At 39.3% G+C, this 568-nt stretch carries 1 protein-coding gene; it reads right to left on the reverse strand.

The features are described from left to right. Positions 1 to 568, reverse strand: a 568-nt coding sequence (locus DSY56_RS11675) for a hypothetical protein (RefSeq protein WP_234990598.1), incomplete at both ends; no start/stop codon positions are given.

The raw sequence follows: 568 nt of genomic DNA on the forward strand, positions 1-568 counted from the left end.
ACGTTGCAGGTTCAGCTGAAGCTTTAACAGGAGTTACTGTTGGAGTGTAGGTTGTTGTTGCTTCAGTTCCATTAGCATCAGTAATACTTACTGTTACAGCATGGGCTTCTCCAGTAAATGTAGCAAGAGGAGTAAAGGTAACAGCATTGGCTCCAGTTGCATCTTTAACAAGCTTATAAGTACCCTGATTCGCTACAGTAACGCTACCGTCACCATTAACAGTTCCATTTTCTGCACCTACTAGCTTCACAGATGTTTTATCTAGTTCGATTGATTTAGACTCACTATTTATAATCGCAGTTCCTTTGACGAAGTTTAGAGCATTCTCATCTTTATTAACTAGATTGTAAACGATGCTAGAAGTTTGAGTTTCGCCTTGAATTCCATTTGTCTTAGAAGATTCTGCGCTTGGTTTCACTCCAACAATCTTCGGAGTATAGGTTGTTGTTACTTCAGTTCCATTAGCATCAGCAATTTTCACTGTTACTGGAGTTACATTTCCTGTATAAGTGGCTACCGGGGTGAATTGAACATAAGACTTACCGTCTTCTTTTACGATAGAGTATGT

Source organism: Streptococcus sp. 596553 (assembly GCF_900411395.1).
Classification (GTDB): domain Bacteria; phylum Bacillota; class Bacilli; order Lactobacillales; family Streptococcaceae; genus Streptococcus; species Streptococcus mitis_BA.